General features: G+C 54.4%; 13 protein-coding genes. 1 reads left to right on the plus strand and 12 read right to left on the minus strand.

Annotated features, from left to right (window positions below; translation table 11 throughout):
* Positions 1-30 precede the first annotated feature (30 nt).
* The 12 genes from EHT87_RS13010 to EHT87_RS13065 form a co-directional block, all read right to left on the minus strand.
* The gene (locus EHT87_RS13010; RefSeq protein ID WP_124907042.1) at positions 31-2,055 is read right to left on the minus strand and encodes an NPCBM/NEW2 domain-containing protein; all 2,025 of its coding nucleotides are present in this window, start codon (positions 2,053-2,055) and stop codon (positions 31-33) included.
* 3 nt (positions 2,056-2,058) lie between these two features.
* Positions 2,059-4,065 (minus strand): NPCBM/NEW2 domain-containing protein, encoded by a 2,007-nt coding sequence (locus EHT87_RS13015; protein ID WP_124907043.1) that lies wholly within the window; start codon positions 4,063-4,065, stop codon positions 2,059-2,061.
* Between the two features lie 18 nt (positions 4,066-4,083).
* On the minus strand, positions 4,084-5,961 hold the full coding sequence (locus EHT87_RS13020) for a RagB/SusD family nutrient uptake outer membrane protein (RefSeq protein WP_124907044.1): 1,878 nt from the start codon (positions 5,959-5,961) through the stop codon (positions 4,084-4,086).
* A 24-nt stretch (positions 5,962-5,985) separates the two neighbouring features.
* The gene (locus EHT87_RS13025) at positions 5,986-9,198 is read right to left on the minus strand and encodes a TonB-dependent receptor (RefSeq protein WP_229321042.1); all 3,213 of its coding nucleotides are present in this window, start codon (positions 9,196-9,198) and stop codon (positions 5,986-5,988) included.
* A gap of 196 nt (positions 9,199-9,394) precedes the next feature.
* Entirely contained in the window at positions 9,395-10,477 is a 1,083-nt protein-coding gene (locus EHT87_RS13030) for a FecR family protein (protein ID WP_124907046.1), read from the minus strand.
* A gap of 30 nt (positions 10,478-10,507) precedes the next feature.
* Positions 10,508-11,182: an RNA polymerase sigma-70 factor gene (locus EHT87_RS13035; protein WP_124907047.1), complete on the minus strand. Its 675-nt coding sequence runs from the start codon at positions 11,180-11,182 to the stop codon at positions 10,508-10,510.
* Between the two features lie 482 nt (positions 11,183-11,664).
* Positions 11,665-12,555 carry an FHA domain-containing protein gene (locus tag EHT87_RS13040; RefSeq protein ID WP_124907048.1) on the minus strand — a complete coding sequence of 297 codons (891 nt, stop codon included), beginning with the start codon at positions 12,553-12,555 and terminating at the stop codon, positions 11,665-11,667.
* 19 nt (positions 12,556-12,574) lie between these two features.
* On the minus strand, positions 12,575-16,555 hold the full coding sequence (locus EHT87_RS13045) for an FtsW/RodA/SpoVE family cell cycle protein (RefSeq protein ID WP_124907049.1): 3,981 nt from the start codon (positions 16,553-16,555) through the stop codon (positions 12,575-12,577).
* Positions 16,556-16,582: 27 nt separating this feature from the next.
* Entirely contained in the window at positions 16,583-17,884 is a 1,302-nt protein-coding gene (locus EHT87_RS13050; RefSeq protein ID WP_124907050.1) for a serine/threonine protein kinase, read from the minus strand.
* Between the two features lie 7 nt (positions 17,885-17,891).
* Entirely contained in the window at positions 17,892-19,481 is a 1,590-nt protein-coding gene (locus EHT87_RS13055; protein WP_124907051.1) for a serine/threonine protein kinase, read from the minus strand.
* Entirely contained in the window at positions 19,481-20,920 is a 1,440-nt protein-coding gene (locus EHT87_RS13060; protein ID WP_124907052.1) for a PP2C family protein-serine/threonine phosphatase, read from the minus strand. Before EHT87_RS13060 ends, EHT87_RS13055 begins: the two co-directional genes overlap by 1 nt.
* Positions 20,921-21,079: 159 nt before the next feature.
* Positions 21,080-22,090 carry an FHA domain-containing protein gene (locus tag EHT87_RS13065; RefSeq protein ID WP_124907053.1) on the minus strand — a complete coding sequence of 337 codons (1,011 nt, stop codon included), beginning with the start codon at positions 22,088-22,090 and terminating at the stop codon, positions 21,080-21,082.
* 446 nt (positions 22,091-22,536) lie between these two features.
* Between EHT87_RS13065 and EHT87_RS13070 the strand changes: the two genes are divergently transcribed.
* Positions 22,537-25,038: an alkaline phosphatase family protein gene (locus EHT87_RS13070; RefSeq protein ID WP_124907054.1), complete on the plus strand. Its 2,502-nt coding sequence runs from the start codon at positions 22,537-22,539 to the stop codon at positions 25,036-25,038.
* Position 25,039 lies beyond the last annotated feature (1 nt).

A 25,039-nucleotide genomic window follows, 5' to 3' on the forward strand; every position in this document is an offset into this window, starting at 1 on the left:
TGAAAGATTAGCGACTCCGTGGGCTACTGTTTAGTGAATTGGAAACAAGCGGAGCAGAACCACGCCGTGGTGGCGGATCTTCGTCCGGAACGATTTATCAAACCGACCAATATCCTTTTGCCGCCACACATCGCGCAACCGGTAGCGGCCGTTCAGCCCCACGTTGGCCAGATCAAAGGCGAACGGTTTGGCCGTTTCATCACCCCAGCGGAAATACGATTCGGGCGTTTTGCCATAGTCGCCGACGTTGAACAGGCCGACGGCAAACGAGCCGTCTTCCAGCGGTTTGAGCCAGATTTGAACGCCATTTTCTTCCCGCACGAGCCTCGCCGATTTGCCCAGCGGGTCCTGATCAATCTCGATCACTTCGTCGTTGGTCAGCAGATTCAGCGTGAACGCATCGAGCTGTTCGATGGGGCAACCGATGAGCAAAGGCGCTGACAATAAGCTAAATAAACTCACGTGGCTGTATTGCTCGTCGGGTGTCAGGCGGGTCGGATGAAGTTCGGGGCCGGTCGATACCTTGCCCAGAATCATCATATCGGGGTCGTTCCAGTGGCCGGGGCCACTGTAGGGTGCCCACTTGTCGAGCGTAAACGCCAGCTGATACAGGCTCGCCCAGCTATCCCGAATGTCGGGGCCGGTGCGGTACATGTTCGATAACCGCATCCAGTCGGTGACGTTGGCAAACGGGGCCGAATTGGACAAACTGAACACAATATCCCGGCCCGACTGCCGCAGGGCGGCCGACATCCGTTCGGTCGAGTTGACATCGATTCGCCAGTCATATTTCAGAAAGTCGATCCCCCATTCGGCCATTTGCCGGGCGTCTTCGATTTCAAACCGGTACCGGGCAATGCGGTTAAACGCCCGCCGGTTGATCCTGATCGACTGATGCGACTCTCCGCCCCGTTCAAAATCAGACGACGCGCCGACATACCCGCCGTAACTCGAAATATAGGGCGTCGAATACAGACCGGCTTTTAAACCCAGCGAGTGGATGTAATCCACCATTTCTTTAAAATCCGGAAATTTTTCGTTCGGCTGAAGGGCGTTCAGCGAACCGTTCCGCTTGCCCTGCCAGGCATCATCGATGTTGATATACGTCCAGCCGTGGTCTTTCAGCCCCATCCTGACCATCGCGTCGGCCGATGCGATCACCTTTTCCCGATCGATTTTGGTTTCCCACGAATTCCAGCCGTTCCAGCCAATTGGGGGCGTCAGCGCAATGGTATCACCGATCATGATGGTTAGGTGCAGGGCCGCTTCACCCAGCGCGTTGATGGCTTTTAACGTGGTTGGGTACGTACCCCGCTGGTTGACTTTACCCGAAATAATACCGGTATTTTTGTCCAGCACCAAACCGCCCGGCAAACCGGCTGCCGTAAACCGCATGGGCCGTTTGCCCGTCGCGGCAATGGTATACTGAAACGGATTACCGGGCGTAGCGCCGACGATTTTGGCAGAATTTATCCGGGGTTGTTCGGCAGGCTCAGGCGTCAGCAGGTACTTTTCGTCCGTATTGGGAATGTGTCCGGGCCGGTTTTCGCCCTTCATCGTCAGCTGCGCATTGGCCCAGTTGGCGTAGGTCCGTTTGTTGTTGGAACCGCCGACCGGATCGGTGATCAAAAGCCCCAGCCGCTCGATTCCCGCCAGGTTCACCTCCACGTTTTGAGGAGCGTCGCCCACGTGCATTTCCCGGCTTTCGAACAGCACTTTCCGGTCACCGATGATGTAAAACCGGACCGGTATTTCTTTATTTCCCAGATCATCCGCCCCAATCACGGCACTGAACCGCGTGGCATTTTTGTTCAGGTAAAAGGCCAGCACACTAACGCTTTGTGCGCCCACGCCCCGGCGGAAATACGTGCGGTTGATGCGAATCGAATCGTTGCTGTAATTTCGTTTCGCCGTCACCGGACGGATGCCTTCGGAAAAAGTCTGAATCAACAGGTCATCCAGCCAAACCGTGCTCGTCTTTTGGGCGTAAGTAGCGGTCGCCATGAACAGGAATAGAATCGCAACCGACTTTGAGGTATTGGGGGTATTTTTCATGGATTATTTTTTCGGAAACAGCCGGAGCAGAACCACCCCGTGGTGCCGAATCTCCGTTTTAAATGACGTTTCAACCACGCCAAGAGTCTTTTGCCGCCATACATCCCGCAACCGGTAGTGACCGTTCAGCCCCACATTGGCCAGATCAAACGTGAACGATTTGGCGGTTTCATCACCCCAGCGGAAATACGATTCGGGCGTTTTACCAAAATCACCGATGTTGAACAGGCCGACGGCAAACGAGCCGTCTTCCAGCGGTTTGAGCCAGATTTGTACCCCATTTTCTTCCCGCAAGAGCCTCGCCGATTTGCCCAACGGGTCCTGATCAATCTCGATCACCTCGTCGTTGGTCAACAAGTTCAGCGTGAACGCATCGAGCTGTTCGATGGGGCAACCGATGAGCAAAGGCGCTGACAGTAAGCTAAATAAGCTCACGTGGCTGTATTGCTCGTCGGGTGTCAGGCGCGTGGGATGCAGTTGCGTTCCGGTGGTGACATTGCCCAGAATCATCATATCGGGGTCGTTCCAGTGGCCGGGGCCAGCGTACGGGGCCCACTTGTCCAAGGTGAAAGCGGACACATACAGGCTGTTCCAACTGTCGCGAATGTCGGGGCCGGTCCGGTAGCTATTCGTCAATCGCACCCAGTCGGTGACGCTGGCAAACGGGGCGGAATTGGAAATGCTGTAGAAAATATCCCGGCCCGAATTCTTCAACGCTACCGACATCCGCTCGGCCGAAGGCACGTCGATCCGCCAGTCGTATTTCAGGTAATCGATGCCCCACTCGGCCAGTTGCCGGGCATCCTGGGTTTCAAACCGGTAGTTGCCAACGTAACGGAAAGCCCGCTTGTTGGCCTGAATGGAATCGGGAAAACCGCCGTCTTTCAAGTTGGAAGAACCACCGACGTAGCCCGCGTAACTCGTGATCATGGGCGTCGAGTAAACCCCGACTTTCAGCCCCAACCTGTGGATGAAATCGACCATTTCCCGGAATTTCGGAAACTTTTCATTCGGCTGAATGGCGTTGAATTTTCCTCCGCGCTGGCCCTGCCAGGCATCGTCGATGTTGATATACGTCCAGCCGTGCTGGCTCAATCCCATCCTGACCATCGCCTTGGCGGAAGCAATTACCTTTTCCCGGTCGATGTTTCGGGCCCACGAATTCCAGCCGTTCCAGCCAATCGGGGGCGTCAGCGCAATCGCATCGCCAATCTTCAGGTTCAGGTTTTGGGTTGCCTGGCCAAAGGCATTTCTGGCGGTCAGTGTCACTTTATAAGTCCCGCGCTGTACCACTTTTCCCGTAATAAGGCCCGTCTGTACATCCAGCGAAAGCCCCGCCGGTAATCCTTTGGCCGAAAACCGCATGGGTCGTTCGCCCGTGGCCGCGATGGTATACAAAACCGGGTTGCCGGGCGTGGCTCCGAACACCCGGGCGGAGTTGATTTTAGGCGTTTTTGGCGTTGGCGGAGTCAGGATGTAGCGTTCATCGGTATTGGGAATGGTTTGTGGAAGGTAATTATCCCGCACGACCAGCCGCGCGTTGGCCCAGTTGGAATACACTTTCGTGCGCCCCGCATCATCGACTTTCACCAGAAGGCCCAGCCGTTTAATGCCGTTCAACGGCACAGCGACGTTCTTTGGTTCGTCGCCAAGCCGCATGTCACCGCTGTCAAACAGGATTTTCCGGTCGCCAATGACGTAAAACCGGTGGGGCAATTCCTTTATCCCTTTGTCGTCTACGCCCACCAAAGCGGTGAATTCGGTGGCTTTTCCATCCAGAAAGAACGCCAGAATGCTGGTCGCATTCACGCCGACGCCCCGGTTAAAATACGTCCCGTGCATCACGATGGAATCCCCGGCGGCCGTTGTTTTGGGTAATACCGCCGGAATACCTTCCGAAAACGATTTGGTCGGCAAATCATCCAGCCAGAGGCTGCTGGTGGTCTGGGAAAAGGCCACCGTGGCGGAATAAAAAAAACAGATCACCAGCCTTGCCAGTCGCTTCGTCATGCCCGTTTGTCGTTCGTTTCAATAGCCTTCATTCTGCTTCATGGCCGGGAAAGACAGGTCAATCTCGCCCTGTGGAATGGGTCGTAAATAATGAATGTCTTTGATGGTATTGCTTTTGGCGGCCCAGGGATTGTATTTTTTCACCCGTTCGACCAGTTTGCCGGTCCGCTTCAGATCGAACCAGCGGGAATATTCGCCCATGAGTTCGCGCGCCCGTTCGTCCAGAATCAGGTCGATCGAGATGGTAGCCGCCGTAGCCCGGTACGATACCGTTTCCAGCGACTTCACATTTCCGGGCTCTTTGGCGCACAGGGGATCGCCCCCTTTTTTGACCAAAGCCCGGTCCAGCACCTTGTTGTAATAGACTTCAGCACCGCCCAGCTTTCCGTTTTTCGCGCCTTTGACAATGGCTTCGGCCGCAATCAGATACGCTTCGGCCGAGCGGAAAACCGCTTCGTTGAAGGTCCCAAACGCATCGCCGTAAGCAATACCGGGTTGCCAGAATTTCCACATCATCGGCTGGTCCGACGGAAAACCGCTCACGCTGACGGCGCTGCCATTCACAAAACCGTACCCTCCGCTAAACTCGTCCAGATTGACCACCGAATAATTCCTTTTGCCGCCTAAATCAATACCGCGGTCGTTTAACGACGTGGCGGGTTTGTTCCAGGGGCGGAAATACACGACGGTATCCCCGGCTTTGATATCGATTTTCAGATTCGGGTTCACGACGGGCAGTGGTTTAAAACCGGCAACGGGCAATAAGGCATAGCCAACCTCCACAAAATTATGGTCATAGCGCGAATCGTTTTCCGGATCGAACAGGCGGTACATGGCCGGATTGGTGATGTGTACCGGTTGATGCCGGTTGTAATCCGATGTTCGGCCTTTGGTACCCGGATAGCCTTCTCCGCCCCCGCCAAAAACCGAATGCAGATTATTGCCCCCCGCCGGGTCGACGGTAAAAGCCGGGTCGGTTTTGTTGGTCAACACATCCGAATTGTACTGGACGGCAAAAACGATTTCGGGATTCTTATCATTCTGAGCCCCGGTATACTGTTTCAGCGGATTTTCGGAACGGGTCGGAAACAACTGGTTGTAGGCCGTCGCCAGCGGATAGGCCTCGATCACTTTATCGGCGTATTGCAGCGCCAGGTCGAAATCGGCGGTTGAACCACCCAACGAACTTTTGAAATTCCAGCCCCGGGTCAGATACACCCGCGATATTAAAAACTGGGCCGCGCCTTTGGTAATCCGCCCATAATTGGAAGCCGTTACCGGTAATTTCGCTTCCGCATCGAGCAAATCGTTGATAATCTGTTTGTAAATCTCCGCCGAAGGAACCCGGATGGCTTCCTTGCTCGGGCTTAGCGATTCGGTCAGCGGCATCGGGACATCACCCCACTGCTGAACCAGGTAGAAATAGGACAACGCCCGCAGGAATTTGGCTTCCGAAAGCCGTGTCTCTTTGAGCGCAGCGGCCATGGTGGTGATGCCGTCGGCCCGGCTAATGGCCGTATTGGTTCGGGCAATTTCGGCGTATAACAAGGTCCAGAGGCTTTGCAATTCGCCCAGCGTCGCGTTTAAACGCACATCGTACTGTTCCAGAGGGCCGCCCGTTACCGCCGGCGTGGCAAACTTCGGATCGCCGAAACCGCTCTGCGAAAAAATATCGGTTCCGTTCAGAACCAGCGCCCGGTTCTGGTGGATATTTCGCAGCAGGGAATAACAGGACCGGACCAGATCCTCGAATCCGGCTTCTGTTTTATAATATACGTCGGTGGTCAGGGTCGTCACCGGTTTTTCAACCAGAAAATCGTCTTTACAACCGGCAGCAACCAGGCCGATAAAAGCCACGGCGAAGGCAGAATAACGCATCGGTAAGAATGATTTCATTCGGATAATTCGTTGAATTCGGGGTTAGAAACTGATATTTACGCCCACGGTGTACGTCATCGACGGCACGTCGTCCTGATAAATCGCCGAGTTAAATTCGGGGTCAAAACCGGTAAATTTGGTGAACACAAACGGGTTGATGACCTGCGCATACAGGCGGGCATTGGCCAGTTTCCAGTTCGACATCAATCCTTTCGGCAGGGTGTAACCAACAGTGATGTCGGAAATCCGTAAAAAGCTGGCATCCTGGTAGTTGATGGCGTTCCGGTAGGGATTGGCGGCCACAACACCGAAATAGGTGTTCGACGGATTGTCGCTCCGCCAGTAGTCCAGCGAAGCCAGTTTGTTATACCGGGTGCCGCTTATTTCACCGAAGGTTCCGGCCAGGGTGTTGTTGTAATACTGAACGCCATTGCGGTAATACAGGAAGAAGGACAAGTCCAGATTTTTGAATTTGAAGCGGTTGGTAACGCCCAGAATCCAGTTTGGCAGTTGCGTTCCGAGCACCATCCGGTCGTCGATGGCATCGGTCGACGAAATAACGCCGTCGTTGTTCCTGTCGACCACGCGCACCGAGCCGGGAACCTGTTTGTATTTGGTCGCAGCTTCCTGCTCCGCCGTTTGCCAGATGCCATCAAACTTATAATCGAAATTCGACCGGATCGGGTAGCCGACGAAGAGTTTGTTGCCTTTGTCAACCGTCTGTCCATCGCCGTATAACTGGAGCAGTTTGTTGCGGTTTCGGGTGAACGCGAAGGTGCTGTTCCAGCTAAAATCGTTCCTGGCGACGTTGACCGTATTCAGCGTCAGTTCGACGCCTTTGTTCTCAATCTGCCCCACATTGGCAATCACCTGCGAAAAACCGGTCGCTGTCGGAATCTTCTGGTTCAGAATCAGATCTTTTGTTTTCCGGTTATAGAGCTCCAGCGAAGCCGAAATCCGGTTTTTGAAGAAGCCGAAGTCCAGACCCAGGTTGTATTCCGTGCTCCGTTCCCATCGCAAATCCTTGTTGGCCAGATTGGCGGGCGCAAACCCGTAGGCCGCCGTGCCGTCGAAATCATACCCGGTATTGAGCAGACCGGCCTGGGTGCTGTACGGGTTGACCGTCGAGTTGCCCACCTGACCATAACTCAGGCGCAGTTTCAGGTTCGAAAACACGTTGAGATTCGTAATAAAAGCTTCATCGCCCAACCGCCAGGCCAACGCCACCGACGGAAAAAACGCCCATTTGTTGCCTTCCGAAAGCTGGGAAGCGCCGTCCGACCGGCCCGTTACCGTCACTAAATACCGGTCGTTGTAGGAATAATTGACCCGGCCCATAAACGAAAGCAGCGAACGTTCCACCAGCGAACTGTTGATTCCCGTCACCGTACCGGTATTTAACGCATACCAATCCGAATCGTAGGGCAGGTCCTTTGCTGCAATCTGATACGCTTCGTTCCGCTGGTAAAAGGCGCTTTGCAAACCCGTTACGCCGAATTTATGCCTTCCCAGTTCCAGATTATAATTGACGATATTATCCAGCGTGTAATTGCCCTGCGTCCGATTGTCAAACTGCGCCCGGGGCTTGGCCCCAATCTGGGATTTTGACCACTGGCCCCGAAAATCACCCACCCGCTCGGAGCCATAGGATGCGGAAAGCGACGAACGAATGCTTAACCCTTTGACGGGCGTGAACTCCACATAGCCATTGCTCATCACCGTCAGGTTGGTGGTCTGCAGTTTCGAGGTTTTAGGGTCGACATCGGCCAGCGGATTAGGGACCTGCTTGTCGTTGATCCCCATCCAGAACGCGTAGCCGTCGATGTTGAAATCACCATTTTCCGACGGATTGGCAAGGTCGCTAAAATAGGCCGTTCCCGTCGGACGCGCCCGGTAAGCGCCCCGCAGCGATTCCTGAGAACCCACATTCTGGTTACTGTAGGTTAAATACGAGGTAAATCCTACCTTGAAAAGACGGCCCAGTTTACTGTCCAGCCCAGCATTCAGGTTATACCGTTTGTAGCCCGTGTACAACACGTTGCCGTTCTCGTTTAAATACCCGCCCGAAAACCGGTAAGTTGTTTTCTCACTGCCTCCGGCCACACTAAGGTTGTGGCTCGTTTGCAGCGCGGGCTTCGTAATTAAATCCACCCAATCGGCCGTTTTCCCCGCCTGAATATTCGCCATTTCGGCCGCCGTAAAGGTAGCGCCGGTAGCACCTTCCAGCACCCGGTCGGTATAAACCGCTTTGTAAAACTGCTCGCTCGACATCAGTTTAGGAATGTGGGCGGGCGCTTTTACGCCGACATAGCTATCATAACTCACGCGCGGTTTACCGGAAATGCCTTTTTTGGTCGTGACAATAATAACCCCGTTGGCACCACGGGCGCCATAAATGGCCGTCGAAGAAGCATCTTTCAGGATGTCCATCGACTGGATGTCATTGGGATTGAGGTTGTTAAGATTGCCGCCCATCAACCCGTCGATCACCACCAGCGGTTCGGTGGAATTGTTGATGGTATTTTCGCCCCGAATGGAGATGTTGTACCCAGCCCCCGGTTTATTACTCGATTTGGTGACGGTTGCTCCGGCGACCTGCCCCTGAATGGCTTTGGATGCCATTACCGGGTTGGCCCGGACAATGTCTCTGGTTTGCACCGATGCGACGGCACCGGTCAGATCCGTCTTTTTAATTTCGCCGTACCCAACCACAACGACTTCTTCCAACTGCTTTAAATCCGTTTTTAAAACGACATCGAAAACCGTGCGGTTACCCACTGGCAATTCCTGGGTTTCGTAGCCAATAAAACTCATGATCAACACTGAACTTTCATTGGGTACCGACAGCGAAAATTTCCCTTGAACATCGGTCGTTGCCCCCCGGTTAAGGCCTTTAATAATAACACTGGCGCCAATAATGGCTTCGCCTTTATCATCGGTAATGCTTCCTTTAACGGGTATATCCAACGGAGCCGCTACCTTAAACCGCTCCGTATTTTCCTGAATCAAATCCGTTTTTTCTTCCAGCCTGTTCAGAACGATCTGTTTCCCCAGAATCCGATAGCCTATCTGAAGTGGAGTAAGCACATTTTGCAACACTTCACCCAATGGTAAATTATCAATTGTGATGTTTAGTTTTTGTGCTGATTTTAGCAAATCAGGATTATAAACAAACCGTATCCTGGCGCTCTTTTCGATTTCAATCAATACTTTTTTAATGGACTGGTTTTCAACCTTGAAGCTGATCCTTTTCATTAGAATTTCCTGAGAATCGATGTCGCTCGCCAACGCGTTGTCAATCAACCCGAATAAAATTAAAAGGTAACAACCAAGTATTTGCAGGAAAACAAACTTCGTTCCGCAAGTTCGTAACTGTATTTTCATCGGGCTTAGTGGTTAATTACTGGTAAAGAATAAGTAAGACAGGCAAAAAAGAAGAACTTCCGGTATTTTATTTACATCCAGCCGATTCAATGATGGTTTTTCCGTCGCTTTCCACGTAATGAGCTTCGAGTGCGATACAGATCAATTCAATTTTATCGAGTAAAGGTTCATCCGACAAATGCGCCGTCAGCCTGCACTTTGATAATCGGGCGGTATTATAAACAATCTGAATATGATAAACTTTCTTTAACGTTTCCAGGATATAAATAGCGGGAGCTTCGTCAAAATCAAACGACAATTTCTGAATCGGTAGTTGAAGCGTTTCCTTACTCGCCTGCAACGGTTCAGTAAGAGCGTATTCATTCTGATCAATCGTGACACGTTCATTTTCCTGTAAGACCAGGCCATTTAGCGTCTTGTCAGTCAGTTTATGTTGTTTGTTCCGATCGTTGTGCATAAAAACCGCTACTTTCCCTGTTTTAACAATCACTTCCGACGCGTAAGCTTGCGACTTCACAAAAAAACTGGTACCTAAAACTTTGGTAATCAGTCCATCTGCGTAGACAAAAAATGGAACGTTTGAATTTTTCTGCACTTCAAAAAACGCTTCGCCCGACAAGATAACCTCTCTCGTTTGTTTGTTAAATTGTTTAGGTGAGTAGCTTATTTTGCTTTTAGGTTGTAGAAGTACGGAGCTTCGGTCGGGCAGGTTAACCAGGATGGGCGCGGTCGTTACATTTTCTTTTTCGTAAATTTCACCGGTTTCTTTCCGTACGGCATCAATGCGGTTTTTGTAGCCAACAAGAGACGGAGTTGAAAATTTACGCCAGCCAATTAAAAAAAATATTAAAATGACAGCCGCTACGGAAAACCATTTAAAGATAAAATTGAAACTTATGCGCTTAATCGGGATACGGACAGCATCGTCTTCACCAATGGAAGCATTTATCTTTTTATAAATAGTTGCCAGACCCAATTCAGTATCGAAATTATATTGCGGATGCTGCGCTTCCCATTCGTCCAGATACTGATGAAAAAGGTCGCGGTTACCTTGGTCAATAAGCCACTCTTCGATCATTTTCCGCTGTATCGAGGTGCTTTTATCATCAAAATAATCGAAGATAATTTTCTTTATCAATGAAGGTTCCATCTTAATGCTTTTAACAAACAACAGGTAGTGTCAATAGGAGAAAATAAACATTAAGAATAAATTAAGTAGATACTCCTGTTTCAGCTCTTCTCGTATCTTCGATAAAGCCCGGCTTATCAATCGTTCTACGGCACTGACTGTCAATTCCATTTCCGCAGCAACTTCGCTATATTTTTTCCCTTCCAATCTATTTAATTGAAACGCTTTCCTTGATTGTTTTGGTAAACGCTGAATAGCAGCTTCCAGCTTCCGGCTAAGCTCGTGATAGTGTAAAATTTCATCGGGTTGTAACACAGAAAAGTTATCACCATAACCGGCATCTTCATTCTCGGAATCTAAATTTTCGTTGCGGTTTAGTTCGAGCTTAATGTAATTATAAGCTCTATTTTTTACCGACGTATATAAATAGGAGCTATACGATGTGGTGATGGTTTCGTAAACCCGGTTATTCCAGAAGTTAGTAAATACTTCAGCAACAATATCCTCGGCTATTTCTTTAGAATACACATAGCGAATGGCGTGGTTGCATAGATTAGTATAGTATTTCCTAAAAAGTAGCTCGAACCCCGTTTTGGGGGTAGCCGTAAAATAGTTCTGGATAAAATAGTCTTCGGAAATAACCTTTGTTTCCTCAGAATCTTTCGAAATCCGAAGTTTATGGCTATTCGACTGAAAACTCGCTATTTTCTGCTCGTCAGGTTTCATCGTTCCGGTAGGCTTGAGCGGTTAGGCACTGGTATCACAACGGTGTTCAACTACTTGATGAGTTGTGGATCAATTCGTTAAGCCTACGTAAGAGCAGGAGATTCGGGAATGGCCGTACGTTGAGAAGTAAAATATTCTAATTCAAAGACAAAGTTTTGTTATTTCACCCCACATTAAAAAAATATTTCTTTTTAATCCTAAAAAGACGCGTCTGGCAGCACCCATACCGCCAAAACAGAACTACCTCGCAGTGAGCGGCTTAGGCCGTCATTTCCCGTCTGGTGAAACGTCAAAAATTAGTGCAGGCAGTTACTGGACCCGAGAGAAACCGTAGGTCAGAAAGGAAATGCGAAAAATGGATTAGTCGAATCCCCATCGGTAGCAGCACGTCGCCAATGGGATACACGTCGGCCAGGCATCGCCGATGCGGTCATTACGCCGATCGGTTTGCCGGAACGCAGCCGGTTTTTGAAAGCAATGCCTTATTGCTCAAACAGTAAAGTAACCTCGCCCCCCAGCTCGATCTGATCGCCGTTCTGGAGCGGGTAGCTCATACCGGCAATATCGGCCCGCTCAATGGTATCGTCCGGATGCATCACTTTCGTTTTGTTGCCGCTGGCCGGGAGCCCGCCCGGATCGACCAGCAGGGAATATTTGCGTTGCAGGGCATCGTAGCGAATCGTGGCGTGGGCGCGGCTAACAGCCTGATTACCGGCCCCTTTTTGCGGATCAAAACCGGGATCATCGTCGTGCAGAATAACAACATCGTTGGTCCGGACCCGGCCCGAAGCCGTCTGGCTCGTATGGCCGCGACCGATGTAGAAGTTGAGCTTCTGCGTGGGGTCGAGCACGTATTCCGGCTGCTCCGTCTGGCCTACCAGGGTGGTAATTTTAGCCTTGAGAACCGGCCCCTCCGGCTTCGACTTATCCAACACGGCCATTCCCAGGTTCCCGGCCTGGTAGGTAGAAGCCGGTAGCTGATCCCGAAAAAACGCGTACTCGAACCGCCAGTCCTTCGGCAACGTGATGTAGTTGTCGGCCAGCTGGCGGCCCAGCTCCTCCTGAAACCGGCCCGGCCGGGTGGCCCACAACGCCACCCGGTACAGTTCTTCTTCTTCGGCGTCGGTACACAGCACATACAACCGAAGACCGACCGGCGTATTTTCCGGCTCGTTCTGGTAGGCCCGCAGCTTTTCAACCACAAACCGCAGAACCTGCTCGCGTCGCTGGGCGGCTGGCGGAGGCCCTGCCGGGATGGGTTTAGGCCGGGCGGAAACCGGCGTTGGAACGCTCGGTGCCGGGGCGTTGGCCGGTGGAGAAGAGGACGTTGACGTAAAGCCAAATAAGTTTTTAAGCGTTTCCAGCAGGCCCATGTGCGTCGTGGTTTGGTGATCAAAAACTTCCTAAATAGCCCCGTTGTTGCAGGATCGGAGCCACTACGGTATTGGCCAGCCGGACCGCATCGGCCGACGACTCGCCCAGCTCGATCCGCACGCAAACGACGGTATGCGACCGGCCGTTGGGCGTGGGCGCAAAAAACACAAACCAGCCATCGTTGCGCTGTTCGCCCTGCACGATGCGCTCGGGCGTACCGGTTTTGCCGGCCACACGAACGGCACTGATTTTGCTCCGGCCCGCCGACGGATTCGATTGCTGAATCATAAATTCCTCCAGCTGGTCCGCGTAGTCGGGCTGTCGGGCAAGGGGCCGACCCGCCGGGATGGGCTGCGGTTTTCCGGCCCGGTTCAGCACATACCGCGAGGGTTGCAGAACGCCCCGGTTGGCAATCGATGCGGCCATCCGCGCCATCGACGCGGGCGTTGCCGTCAGTTGCCCCTGCCCCCAGGCCAGGCCCGAAAACTCGCTGCGGTAGCGTCGCGGGTAGCGGTCACTCAGGTACAGTTTCCGGCGGACCACGAACGACGAATCGCGCCAGTGTTCCCGAATCTGCTTCCGTTCGGCGTCGGTATGCGTGTCGGAATACGAATAACCGCCAATCAGGTCGACATTCATGCCCGTTGCCAGGTACAGATCGGCGAGTTCGTTATCCAGGGCTTTGTCGTTGGCCAGGCGAATAAAATACACATTACTCGACCGGACAATGGCTTTCCGCATGTCCACCGACTCCCCGCAGGGCTCCGACTCGTACGTACCTCGCCGGATAATTTCCTGACACGAAATCGGGTAACTGACCGCAGAAGCCGATGATCCCAATTTATTAAACGCAGCGGTGGCCGTCAAAATTTTAGCCGTTGAACCGGGTGCCGTCGGATACGTCATTCCCAGATCGCGTTCGGTTACCAGAAAAGGCAGTTTCATCCGGTCCCGATCCGACAGCAGCATGGGCTCGGGGGTTTTCAGATTCGGCAGGGGATGCAACGCCGAAGCCATGACGTCGCCGGAAGCCGCATCGACGACCACCACCGAAAGACGATGGTCGCGGTAGTCCGACGTCGCCAGCGCCTTTTGTAAGGTAACCTGCAATTCGGCATTCACGCTCAGATGCAGATCCCGGTTCTGGGCTTTGCGCCGGTCCACCTCGCGGCTGTCGATGCCCGCCCGCAGCGCCGGGGCCAGTTCGCTGTAATCGTATACCGACAACGTCCGCGTTTGTTGAACCGGCGGACTAAACCGGTCGGCGCGGTAATCGGTCGTCACCAGATCGGTTTTGCGCGGTTTGCTGTTAAAACCGCGTAACTCACTGAAATGCGTGGCCTCGGCAAAATAACCGTTGCTCTGTCCCCAGAATAACTGCGTGTTCAGATCGCCGATCCAGAAAAACAGGTGATCGCCGAAGGGATAATACCGGCGCAGTCGTTTCCGGGAGAGCGTCTGAACGTCTTCCGGCTTTAATCCGGTTTTCGTCAACCGGGCTGCGTGTTGCGTCAAAATTTCCGGTGAACTGGTGGCCAGCACAACCCCGTTGCGGTCGTAAATCGTGCCGGAAGCCAGGGCCCGGGTTAGCCGCTCGATGCGGGGATTGTAGCTAAAAACCGGGTCGCCATTGCGCGTCACCACCCGAACCGGTCGCACAATATACTCGTCTCCCCGCCAGCCGATGACCGGCAACAAGCGACCGATCAGAAGCAGTACGCCAAGCAGAAAACCGGCGATACCGGCCATCAGTACCGCATCATAGTGTTTTTCGAGGTATTCGCGCTGGGCCGTCTGCCCCGGCCGATGCGCAACGCTGAATACCGCCCCCATGGCGGTCAGGTTGATGATGAGCGAAATCTTCCCGTAACTCAGAAACGGGACGCTGATGCCGGTGAGTGGCAGAAGGCCGATGGAACCACCCGCAATGATCAGAAACTGAACGCCCGTGGCAATGGCAATACCGGCTACCAGAAAAAAACTGAACGGCTGACCCGCCCGGCGAGCCTGTAAGAACAGCCGGTGCAACAGGATGCCGAACAACAGAAATACCGCAATGACACCCAAACCGCCCAGTTCTTCGCCCACGCTCGGCAGAATCATGTCGGTGTGGGCGGCTGGCATGGCATTGGCAAACCCCTTGCCCAACCCCTGCCCCGTCCAACCGCCCGAAGACAGGGTCCAGAACGCGTGGGCCAGGTGGTCGCCCCCATAGACGTCGTTGTTCCAGGGACTCAGCCACATGGCTTTTCGGTCGGCCAGCCGGCTTCCGACAAAGGGCAATAAATCACCAAAGGCAAACATGGCCATCACCAGCAGGAGCAGCACCGGAGCCTCCGTCAGCAAAGCCACCCAGCCCCGCTTGCTGGTCGAACGCGCTTCGCCCCGCCAGAACAGGTAGCCCATCAGAACGCCGACACTGAGCACCGTGGCAAGAGTGCCGGGCAGAAGCCACAGGGCGACGCCATAACCGACACCGGTTGCCAGAGTCAGCGGTAAATTTCCCCGGGCGATGCTGTAAAACAGCAGAAACGTAAAGCAGACCACCAGCGCCGGGCCCATGTCACCCAGCAGAAGATACAGCAGCATAAGCAAACCGGCTCCGGCCAGGGCACCGAAACTGACCGCAAACCGCCAGCGCAGATCGGGCAGGTCGCGGATTTGCTGTTCCTTGGCGGCAAAAAAACCGGCAAAGAACAGCAGCAGCAGGTATTTGGTGATCTCGCTCGGCTGGAACGTCAGGCCCAGCAGCGACAGGTTTACCCGAACGCCACTGCCTTCCGGTCCCGAGCCGACGAGCAAGGTCAATACCGCCAGTCCAACGGCGAGCACCAGCCAGGTCCAGCCGACCAGCCGCACGGAGGTCCGATTCCAGAACGTAAACAACCCGTCAAACCGCCAGTCGGCGTAAAACCGGCCAATATTCAACTGCGATACCAGGGCCATGCCCACCAGACCGATGGCAACGCCTTGCAGACTTTGCCAGGCATAGAGCGTATCCTGTAACGGGTCCTGAATGGCCAGAAGCGTCAGCACCGAAATACCGGTCAGCAGCATCAGGATCGACAACAGCAGCGGGTCCGGCTGAAACCGACGCAGGGTCCAGAAGCCCTGTACCAGCCAGAAAATCAAAAAAAACAAGGCAACAATGGCCCAGAATTGCCCGGAAAACGTCGCTGGCGTGCGAACGGCAAGGGCGTGATCGGCCTTCAGCTGCCCGTAGACGACAGACCCGATGAGCCGAAGCTGGTGCGGGCGGGCGGCAAAGGCATACGTCTGATCGCTCGTTAACTCACTCGTTCCGCACCGGCTGCCAAACTCAAATCCGGGTTTCAGCGGTACGACGCTGTAGGCCGAACCGTCTTTCAAACCGGTGAACGTAAACCGGCCGTCGGAATCGGTGCGGGCGTAGATAAACCGGTCTTCCAGCGTGTCGGGCTGGGCCGTTGGCAGGTGGCGCTTCAGTTGGACCAACACCCCGGCCATCGGTTGTTCCTCGCGGGTGACCCGCCCCGCAAGGACTCGTGACCCGCTGCCGACCTTCGTCGTTGCTCCGTAGGATTTGGGGTTGGTGAGTTCCCGAACGTACAGCACCGAGTCGAAGCCCATTTGCTGGCGCGACAGTTGCAGCCGGCTTTGAAAATCGGAGCCCCCCAGCGGACTGCGCCAGGTGAGGGGAGCCAGCACCGAAAATTGCCGTTTGTTGATGGTACCCAGGTTATCCGGCGAACCGTCCTGTGCCAGTTTAGCGGCTAAGGAATCGGCCACCAGCGCCCTATCCCGGGGATCCGTGTAATAGTTTCCGCTGGCGAGGAGCCGTTGAATGAAAACCGGTTTGATTCCGGCTTCCAGTGTTAAAGCTTGTCCCTCAACGAGCGCTTGTTTGGCCCGGTTCAAATTCGGCAACAAGTTCACATACAGCCGGATAAACAGCAGGAGCAGCATAACCGTTGCCCCCAGTAAATACAGGCGTCCGGCCGGAACAGGTGCTGATTTCATTCGTTCGTGTTGAGGTGGGTTGGTAAATTAGTCATTGGGTGTTCGGGTCGAATCCGGAACCGCCCGGGTCGAATCCGGTTTCGTTTCGGGGGGCACAGGCGGTGTCGAGTCGGTTTTTATCGCGGGCGCGGTTTCGGTCGAATCCGGGAGCATCGTCTCTTCCGCGGGAACCTCTTCCGATGAGTCCGTGGTCGAATCGTCCGTCATCCGTTGTGAATCGGACGTGTCCGATACGCTCACTGTCGAATCCGGCACGATTCCGGAACTGCCGGTGTTCTGCTGATTCTTGTAAAAAACGAAAAGACCGATCAAGACCGCCACTGCGACCAGTCCCAGTGTAATCCACGACCAGTTTGGCCCCGCAGCGGGCTCCTCTTCCGGCATGGACACCTCGGACTCGGTCGGTTGCTGAACCACCGGCGCGGGGGCCGCTTTGGTGCGCCCGGGAACCGGCGCGGAACGGACACCGGAGCGACTGGCCTGCAACTGTTCCACGTTGGCCTGCCCCAGCAGCAGCCTCAACTCGTTTACGTCACTCAGCCGTTCTGCGGGGTCTTTGGTCAACGTCCAGTTCAGAAGCGTGTCGAGACTTGGCGGAAGCGATTGCCCAGCCGGAAGCGGCAAAGCCGGTGGCGGGGTACGCAGGACGTGCGTCATGAAGGTGGCAATACCGGCATTGTCGGCCATTGAAAACGGCACCCGGCCCGCCAGACACTCGTACAACACCACGCCCAGCGCGTAATAATCGGTCGCCACATCGACGCTTTTTGGATTGTCGAACTGCTCGGGCGACGCATACTCGTAGGTCATCAGCGACTGGCCCGTCATGGTCTGCGTCTGTTCGCGCAGCCGGGCAACCCCGAAATCGGTCAGCAAAAAATGCAATTCGCCACTCGGCAGGGGGCGGTACAGGATATTCTCGGGTTTGATGTCGCGGTGAATAATACCACGCGGGTGAATGGCCTTGAATGCCTCCGCCATTTGCAGCCCCAGCCGGATGGTGGTTGGAATGTCTAGCTGTCCCTGCTGCCCGAGGAGCGTCCGGAGACTGCCGCCCTCAATCCATTCCATCACAATAAACGGCATGGACATATCCAACTGCACCTCCCGCACACTGACCACGTTCGGGTGGCGGATGTCGGTCATCAGTTGTGATTCGAGCCGGAACCGTCGGAGCGTTTCGGCGTCGGTATTGAGGGCGAAATGTTTGATCGCCACCAGATCGCCCGATGCCAGATGGCGGGCCTTCAGGACCCGGGCGTTGGAGCGGCCTATTTCGCCGAGTATTTCGTAGCCAGGAAAATGGGTATTGATACTTACGGTTGGCATCGGCCACTTAGTTTAACGAGTCGGTTGATATAGTTTTCGCCAACGAATCCAGATTTTTGGGCAGATCGTACTTCAAAACTCTGCTACTGATTCGGGTGCCCCGGTCGCTGTCCGGGGCTGGTCGGATGGGAGAAGAATGGGGCTTTACATTCATGAAATAGACTTTTTCGGTTTTATGAAGCCCTCCTTTATCCTTGTAATAGCTGACCTGAACCGTAACCGCCGGAAAGGGAAACGGGCTGGGGTTATTGAGCTGAATGCGGGCCTTTTTGATGCCACCAAATATGCCGACTCGAATGCCAACGGTCTCTACCGTAAGGGCTTCACCCGCAGCCTGTGCCCGAATCCGGAGTTGCTCGCGCTGTTTGGCTTCTTCCGCCAGCCGCTGGCTCAGGGTGTCTTCGGCTTCTTCAACGTCGGCCCGCACGTCCGTGTCCTGGTCGGTGGCATCTGTTTGATCGGTGCTTGTATCGCCGGGTGTAAACAGGCTTCCTATCTTTTTTATGGGCTTGGACTGACGCCCGGTAAGGGCAAAATACAGACCGGTTCCGCCCACCAGAATGGCCAGCACCAGTACGGCCACTTTCAGACTTTTTCCGGACGAAGTGTGTGGAGGTCGGGCCGGAGAAACCGCACGCGGTTCGGGCCTCGGAACGTCGGCCACAGGCGGTTTTGTTGCTTCCCGATTCGGCGCACTTTCGATGGGGAACGAAGCGGTTTTTCCGGGCGTGTTCACCGTCCGGCCCGCCCGCAAATAGTTCAGTTCGGCCTGTTTTAGTAACCACGTCAGTTCATCCGGATCGTTCAGACGTTCACTCGCTTTCTTTTTCAACAGGGCCTGAAGAAGATCCGCGAACGGACCCAGTTGCGGGTCCTGCGGAGTCACGGTCAGGGCGGGCGGAGCCTCGTTCAGCACCTTGTTCATGAAGGTTACAATGCCCGAGTTGTCGTCTAGCTTGAAGGGTACGCTCCCGTGCAGGCATTCGTACAAGACGACGCCGAGCGAATAGTAGTCGGTGGCGGTATTTACGCCTTTCGGGTCGTTAAACTGCTCAGGCGATGCGTATTCATACGTCATCAGCGACTGCCCCGTCAGGGTGTTCGATTGCTCGTGCAGACGGGCGACGCCGAAGTCCGTTAACAGAAAGTGCAGTTCGCCACTGGGCAGCGGCCGAAACAGAATGTTTTCCGGCTTGATGTCGCGGTGAATGATGCCCTGCGGGTGGATGGCCCGGAACGCTTCGGCCATTTGCAGACCCAGCCGGATAACCGTCGGCACGTTCAGCCGTTGCTCACCGGCGATGAGCTGACTCAGGTTCCCGCCTTCGATCAGTTCCATCACCAGATAAGGCAACTCCGCTTCCAGCTGCACCTCCCGGACCTTGACGATATTGGGGTGGGCGATGCTGGTCATGATGGCTGATTCCCGCTGAAACCGCCGGAGTGTTTCGGCATCGGTATTGAGTGCAAAGTGCTTGATGGCCACCAGATCACCCGTGGCCAGATGACGCGCCTTGAGAATGCGGGCGTTGCTTCGCCCCAACTCACTCAGCACTTCATAGCCGGGAAAACGTGTATCGAATCGGATCGTGGACATCAACGGCGGGGTTTTGGGGTAGAATCAGGCTGGTTTTGCATCGAAACCACGAAAAGAACGTTGCGAAAGGTATCCTGCCGAATAGCCGCGCCAACGGGCAGGCCCACGTCCCGAAAATACACTTTTGAGAGCTGAAGTTTCGTTTCCCGGGTGGTTTCAATACCGGTTTTGAAACCGCTGATCACGATGTTTTCCACCCGTACGGGTCCCGCACGATCAATCCGCAAGGCCACCTGTGCCAGAGCCGTATCCGCGGGAATCAAAACCGTTAGTTGATTAGCACCCAGGATGCTCTGCAATGAATCGGTCAGCCGCAGCGGCTTATCGAGCCGGAACGTGTCGGCGGGCAACAGCAGGCGATGGTCTTTGCTGCGGTAGGCGGTTTGTACCAGCGAATCGAAGCGGGAAATTCCTGCGATTGTCGCCAAGGCCGTATCGGGCAGACTGTTTACCGACCGCAGACTATCCATTCGGGCTTCTTCGGACTGGCTGGAGGGCTGGTCCTGATACCACACCAGCCCCGCAATGGCACCCGCAAACAGCAGGCCCAGCAGGAGCCAGATACCGCCTGAACTCTTTTTGGCGGGCTGCGTTTTGGCCGGTGCCGGATTGACCGGCGGAACCGGCGACGGTTTCGGAGTTTGCGCACGGGCAGTTTTATCGGCAGGAACCGGAACCGCGCTGGCAGGCGTCGCGTTCAGGGCCAGCACCACCGTAATGTTATCGTTACCGCCCGCTTCATTGGCCAGGCGAATCAGTTCGGCCGTCTGCTCGTCGAGCGTCAGTTTTTGGTTTAAAACCGCCCTGATTTGCGCCTGGGTAATCATATCGGTCAGGCCATCACTGCACAGCAGCAACTGGTCGCCCGGTTCAAAACCGGTTTCGCCCGACTCCAGAAAATCCGGATCATCGACGCGGTGGACGGCGGAACCGACCTCGCGCAAAATTTCGTTCCGGCGCGGGTGTTGCATGGCTTCGGCTTCGGTCAGTTCATTCGCGTCCTCCCGAACGCCAACCAGCGAGTGATCGCGGGTCAGCTTTTCGAGTACCCCCCGGCGATACCGGTACAAGCGCGTATCGCCCACATGAACGAAATAGACTTTGCCCAGGCGGCTATCGGCCACGGCGGTGGTCAAAACACACCCCATCTGGGCCAGTTTCAACTCCTGCTGCCGTTGCGTATGGATTTGGTTGTTGGCAAACACGACGGCTTCGCGCAGCATCGACAGCGGATCGCCGTTGGGCGTGGCCATGTACTGTTCAATCGACTCCCGGGCGATGGCCGCAGCCCGGTCGCCCCCGGCATACCCGCCCACGCCGTCGATAACCGCCAGCAAGGCACTATCTTCTGACCAGATCGGCGAACAGATAAAGGTATCCTGGTTATCTTTTCGGCGTTGGCCTACGTCGGTCCGACCGGCAAATACGAACGAATTCATTCAGAAAGGGAAACGTGAAAAATGAACTGCGTAAATAAAAAGAAAGCGCAGAGACGCTCATTTTGTTTTTTCTACCGGGGTAAATCCCGAAAATGCCGCACCACCAGAAACAGCACAAACAGAAGCAGCAAAACGGCCAGTAACGTATCAATCATAGCCTTAGGTCGTGCGTTGAAAGTTTAGGGTAACCATGCTGTTGAGCAAAATCTGGGCTTTATCCGGCAGATCGTGCCAGTGTGGGCTGGCGGGTTCGCTCCGCGGAATAAGCTGCTCGTTCACCCGCGTTTCGTTCCGGCTGAACGAGGTGATCTGAAAAGCCTGGGTCGCGTCGTTGAAGCGAATCCGGGCGTGGGGATTGGATACGTAAGCCGATTCGAGCAGGAGGTAGTTCGGAAAATGCTGGTTGTCGGTTTCCTTGCGGGCCACCACGATCTCGCGGTCACGCATGGCGTACGAATCCTCTTTGTTCAGCTCGGCAATGTAGTAATCGATTCGGGCCAGTCCGGTGCCGGGACCCGGGTTCCGGGGCTCTCCCGCAACGTTGCGCGTGGCGGTTTCCAGAACCGCCGGGTGGGCGGTTTTCGGTGTCTCCGGCTCAAAATTGAACTTTACGACAAACGCGCCCGGTTCCCGAAAGTCGATGTGCTGGAACGTATGCTGGTCGACGTCCACTTTTTCGTAGCGGTTGGTTTGTTTGACCCGGCGGGTGACGCGCACTTTGTCGGGCGATTGGGCGGGGGCGTTGCCGGGCAGAATTCCCGTCAGGGCACCTACTACTTTGATATCCCCCGGATTGACCGGTTCTCCGCCAAACTCCCGGCCTCCACCAAACTTGAAAAACCAGCTCGATGCCACCGGAGCGATCTGTTCAAACTGCTCTTTCTGCGCCTTGATGATGGATTTAAAGGCATTTACCGCTTCATTGACGATCACCGGAAAGGCGTTCTGGCGCTCTTCATAGGCATCGGGATGCAGAATGATCAGAAAGTGCGCATTGAAAAGCATGCTGGTGCCGACGGATTCCCGGCGGATGGAATCTTCGAACGACGCCACCAGTTCGTCCAGAATCCGCGTGTTGGTAACCGTAGCGATCGGGGTAGTTTGCGTCTGGCTGACGGGGACGAGTAGATTACTTAATTTACGAAGCCAGCCGGAGGGTTGATCTGCCATGGGTGAACTACAGGGGATGAGTACTGCTCCTTAAACGATGGAGATAAACGTTTTCTTTTGATAACGGTAAGTTATGTACTTACCGGGTAATATCCGATTATGGGAAAGAGAACGTTTCCGCCACAACGGAACGGGGAAGGCTGTTGATGGGATGGGAACACGGATTGGGCGGACCGAACGGATCAAAACGGATTGTAATCTGTGCGAATCCGTTCAATCCGCCCAATCCGTGCTCCCATCCTTTTTTGAGCCCTGTTCGTCGGCAAGAGTAAGAAAAGGCCGTTCGTGTCTTAATGGAATGGTAATAAACCAACCGGAGTCCGCTTGCAAATACACCCTACCTTTGTTCAATAAAAGCCGTGTTGGAATGCAAAGTCAGTCAAAAAGACCCGGTGTTAGTGCGTACGAAATCATTCCATTCTTTTCCCGGTAAACCCTGTTCTGGTATGGCATCTTTCTCCCTGTTTTTTCGCGGTTTTTGGATTCTTTTCGCCCTGTCGCTAACGCTGGGTTGCCAGCGGAAAGGCAATACGGCCCAGCAAGCAGAAGAGATCGACATCTTTAAGGAATTGAGCGCCAAACGGGTCAATTTACCCAACGGCTGGGCACTCACGCCGGTCGGCAATAGCCTCGATCTGGACGATTTGCCCCTGAATCTGGTGGTGTCGCCGTCCAAAAAATACCTGGCGGTTACCAACAATGGCCAGAGTACCCAAAGCATTACCCTGATTGACGCCCGAACCGAAAAGGTGCTCGATACCGCCCGGGTGGGCAAAGCGTACCTGGGGCTGGCCTTCAGTGAGGATGAAAACCGGCTGTATGCGTCGGGCGGAAATGACAACAAAATTCTGGTGTATACGCTAGCCGACAACCAACTGGTGCCGGATGAACCAATTGTGTTGGGCAAACCGTGGCCGGTTAAAATTTCGCCAACGGGGTTGTGTGTGGATGACGCCAAAGACCGGCTGTATGTCGTTACCAAAGAAGACAGCGCGTTATACATCTGCGATACGAAAACCCGACAACCCATCAGCCGGATCAATCTGGGCGCTGCGGCTTACACCTGTCTGCTTTCCCGCGACAAAAGCGAGCTTTTTGTCTCCCTCTGGGGTGGTTCCAGCGTGGTAGTGCTGGACGTCAACACCCGGAAAATAACCGCCAAAATTTCAACCAACAAAAACCCGAACGATTTACTTTCCACCCGCGACGGCAAGTATCTTTTTGTCGCCAATGGCAACGACAATACGGTTGCTCTGATCGATGTGGCAAAAAGGCAGGTCATTGAAACACTCACCACCTCGCTTTTTCCCAACGCCCCCGTCGGAACCACCCCGAACGGCCTGGCGTTGAGCGATGACGAGAACACTTTGTACATTGCCAACGCGGACAACAATTGCCTGGCGGTTTTCGATGTCACCAGCAAAGGCCACAGCCGTTCCAGCGGTTTCATTCCCACCGGCTGGTATCCGACGGCCGTCAAAGTGATGGGCTCCAAGCTCTTTGTAACCAATGGCAAAGGCTTTTCGTCCAAAGCCAACCCCAAAGGTCCGAACCCGGTTTTGTCCCGGATGCCGCAGCAGGTTGGCCCGAATCCCCAGGCCAATACCGGTCGCCAGCAATACATCGGCGGCTTGTTCAAAGGAACACTCTCCATCGTCGACATCCCGGAACCCCACGCCCTGGCGGCCTATTCGCGGCTGGTGTATGCCAATACGCCGTATACCAAAACCAAAGAATTGCAGGCAGAAGGCGAAGCGGGCAACCCGATTCCCCGGCGGGTGGGCGACAAATCGCCCATCAAATATGTATTTTACATCATCAAGGAAAACCGCACCTACGACCAGATTCTGGGCGATATGAAAGAAGGAAACGGCGATTCGTCCCTTTGTCTTTTTCCGCAGAAATTCACCCCGAATCACCACGCCCTGGCGAAAGAATTTGTGTTGCTGGACAATTTTTACGTCGATGCGGAGGTGAGCGCCGACGGTCACAACTGGTCGTCAGCGGCTTATGCCAATGATTACGTTGAAAAAAATTGGGTAACCAGCTACGGGGGTCGGGGCGGCACGTACGATTACGAGGGTCAGAAAGAGATTGCCCACCCGCGGGATGGGTTTATCTGGGATCACTGCCTGCGGGCCGGGGTGAGTTTCCGAAGCTACGGCTGGTTTGCGGATGACGAAAAAGCCAACATCAAAACGTTGCAGGGGAAGTTCTGCCCGGAGTTCAAAGGGTTCGATCTGGGCTACATGGACAGCAAGCGCGAAGAAGCCTGGGAAAAGGAGTTTGACCAGTTGGTAGCGACTAAAAAAGTCCCCCAGTTGAGTACCATCCGCTTCGGAAACGACCACACGTCCGGTGCCGCCATTGGCAAGCCAACTCCGTATGCCGCCGTTGGTGACAACGACCTGGCCATCGGCCGGTTTGTGGAGCATCTTTCGCAGAGTCCCATCTGGAACGAATCGGTGGTTTTTATTCTGGAAGACGACGCCCAGAATGGTCCCGACCACGTCGATGCGCACCGGTCCATTGCTTTTGTGGCCGGCGGTTTTGTGAAACGCGGTTTTGTCGATCATACCATGTATTCAACGTCGGGGATGCTTCGCACCATGGAATTGATTCTGGGGTTGAAGCCCATGAGTCAGTACGATGCCGCGGCCACCCCGATGTGGCGGTGTTTCGACAAAAAAGCCAATGCAACGCCTTTCAAAGCCCGGGAAGCGGGAACTGATATTACCCAGAAAAACGTGGCCGTCAATAAAAACTCCCGACGCTCGATGCAGTTTGATCTGACGAAACCGGATGCGATTGACGATTTGATTTTCAGCGAGATTGTCTGGCAAACCGTGCGTGGTGAAAAGAGCGTCATGCCCGCTCCGCGCCGGGGTGCCTTTGTGCGGCTGGGCCTGGGTGACGACGACGAGGAGGAAGAAGGCGATGATGATTAAG

Source organism: Larkinella knui, assembly GCF_003858645.1.
GTDB classification, from domain to species: domain Bacteria; phylum Bacteroidota; class Bacteroidia; order Cytophagales; family Spirosomataceae; genus Larkinella; species Larkinella knui.

What these genes read in the sequence shown, in the direction of transcription:
- EHT87_RS13025 (WP_229321042.1), bottom strand. Translation starts at nt 9,198, where the DNA reads ATGAAAAGGATCAGCTTCAAGGTTGAAAACCAGTCCATTAAAAAAGTA.
- EHT87_RS13070 (WP_124907054.1), top strand. Translation starts at nt 22,537, where the DNA reads ATGGCATCTTTCTCCCTGTTTTTTCGCGGTTTTTGGATTCTTTTCGCC.
- EHT87_RS13030 (WP_124907046.1), bottom strand. Translation starts at nt 10,477, where the DNA reads ATGGAACCTTCATTGATAAAGAAAATTATCTTCGATTATTTTGATGAT.
- EHT87_RS13060 (WP_124907052.1), bottom strand. Translation starts at nt 20,920, where the DNA reads ATGAATTCGTTCGTATTTGCCGGTCGGACCGACGTAGGCCAACGCCGA.
- EHT87_RS13055 (WP_124907051.1), bottom strand. Translation starts at nt 19,481, where the DNA reads ATGTCCACGATCCGATTCGATACACGTTTTCCCGGCTATGAAGTGCTG.
- EHT87_RS13045 (WP_124907049.1), bottom strand. Translation starts at nt 16,555, where the DNA reads ATGAAATCAGCACCTGTTCCGGCCGGACGCCTGTATTTACTGGGGGCA.
- EHT87_RS13050 (WP_124907050.1), bottom strand. Translation starts at nt 17,884, where the DNA reads ATGCCAACCGTAAGTATCAATACCCATTTTCCTGGCTACGAAATACTC.
- EHT87_RS13010 (WP_124907042.1), bottom strand. Translation starts at nt 2,055, where the DNA reads ATGAAAAATACCCCCAATACCTCAAAGTCGGTTGCGATTCTATTCCTG.
- EHT87_RS13015 (WP_124907043.1), bottom strand. Translation starts at nt 4,065, where the DNA reads ATGACGAAGCGACTGGCAAGGCTGGTGATCTGTTTTTTTTATTCCGCC.
- EHT87_RS13065 (WP_124907053.1), bottom strand. Translation starts at nt 22,090, where the DNA reads ATGGCAGATCAACCCTCCGGCTGGCTTCGTAAATTAAGTAATCTACTC.
- EHT87_RS13040 (WP_124907048.1), bottom strand. Translation starts at nt 12,555, where the DNA reads ATGGGCCTGCTGGAAACGCTTAAAAACTTATTTGGCTTTACGTCAACG.
- EHT87_RS13020 (WP_124907044.1), bottom strand. Translation starts at nt 5,961, where the DNA reads ATGAAATCATTCTTACCGATGCGTTATTCTGCCTTCGCCGTGGCTTTT.
- EHT87_RS13035 (WP_124907047.1), bottom strand. Translation starts at nt 11,182, where the DNA reads ATGAAACCTGACGAGCAGAAAATAGCGAGTTTTCAGTCGAATAGCCAT.